Origin of the sequence: Marinomonas sp. TI.3.20 (genome assembly GCF_038155025.1) — a bacterium.
Lineage (GTDB): Bacteria > Pseudomonadota > Gammaproteobacteria > Pseudomonadales > Marinomonadaceae > Marinomonas > Marinomonas flavescens.
In genome coordinates this window covers 1-981 of record NZ_JBAKAS010000053.1, presented here as the reverse complement: position 1 = coordinate 981, position 981 = coordinate 1, and the positions used below count along the sequence as shown (strand labels likewise).

Here is a 981-nt window from a genome sequence, read left to right as displayed (position 1 = left end):
GCAAGATCGCTGAATGGGAATCTAAGTATCAGCTAATCCTTGAGCAATGGCGCTTAGCTCAACAAAAACAGTTTGGTAAAGGCTCCGAAGTCTCTCCGGGGCAAGGCGAATTGTTTGACGAGTCAGAAAACGACTCTCAAGAAGACAGCGCTGATGTTGAAACGGACAGCCAAATTGTTTCCTATACGCGCACAAAACCTAAGCGTAAACCTCTGCCGAAAGACTTACCTCGTGAGACGGTTGTAGTGGATGTGGCGGAATCGGATAAAGCGTGTACTTGCTGTCAGACACCACTGCATCGTATTGGCGAAGACACGTCTGAGAAGTTAGAGTTTCTTCCTGCTCAGTTAAAAGTCATCGAAACAGTTCGTCCTAAGTACGCATGTCGCCAGTGTGAAAAGACAGAGACACAAACAACGATCAAGCAAGCTCCGATGCCGACCAGCATTATCCCCAAAGGCATCGCAACGCCTAGTTTACTAAGTCAGGTCATCACAGGTAAGTTCCAATACAGCTTGCCTTTATATCGACAAGAAACCATGTTCAAGCAATACGGCATTGAACTGAGTCGACAAACCATGTCGGATTGGATGCTAAAATGCTCGGTTGCGTTACAACCTCTTTACGATCGACTTCATACTATCTTGCTTGAACAGTCGGTGATTCAAGCGGATGAAACGACCCTCAATGTCATTAAAGAAGCCCGTTCAAGTTGCTATATGTGGCTCTATTGCACTGGTAAAGATGGGCCCGATAAACAAAGTCCGATCCCCAATATTGTTTTATACGACTTCCAGCCCACACGAAGCGCTCAATGTGCCATCGATTTTTTACAAGGGTTCGACGGATATCTTAATGTGGATGGCTACCAAGCTTATGAATCAACAAACGCAACGCTGGCCGGTTGCTGGGCACACGCACGTCGAAAATTTATTGAAGCGGAAAAAGGCATGCCCAAAGGCAAATCGGGCAAAGCAACCG

At 46.5% G+C, this 981-nt stretch carries 1 protein-coding gene; it reads left to right on the top strand.

The window, feature by feature from the left end:
- A partial coding sequence (gene tnpC / locus V6259_RS19505; protein ID WP_341585947.1) for an IS66 family transposase occupies positions 1 to 981 on the top strand: 981 nt, incomplete at both ends.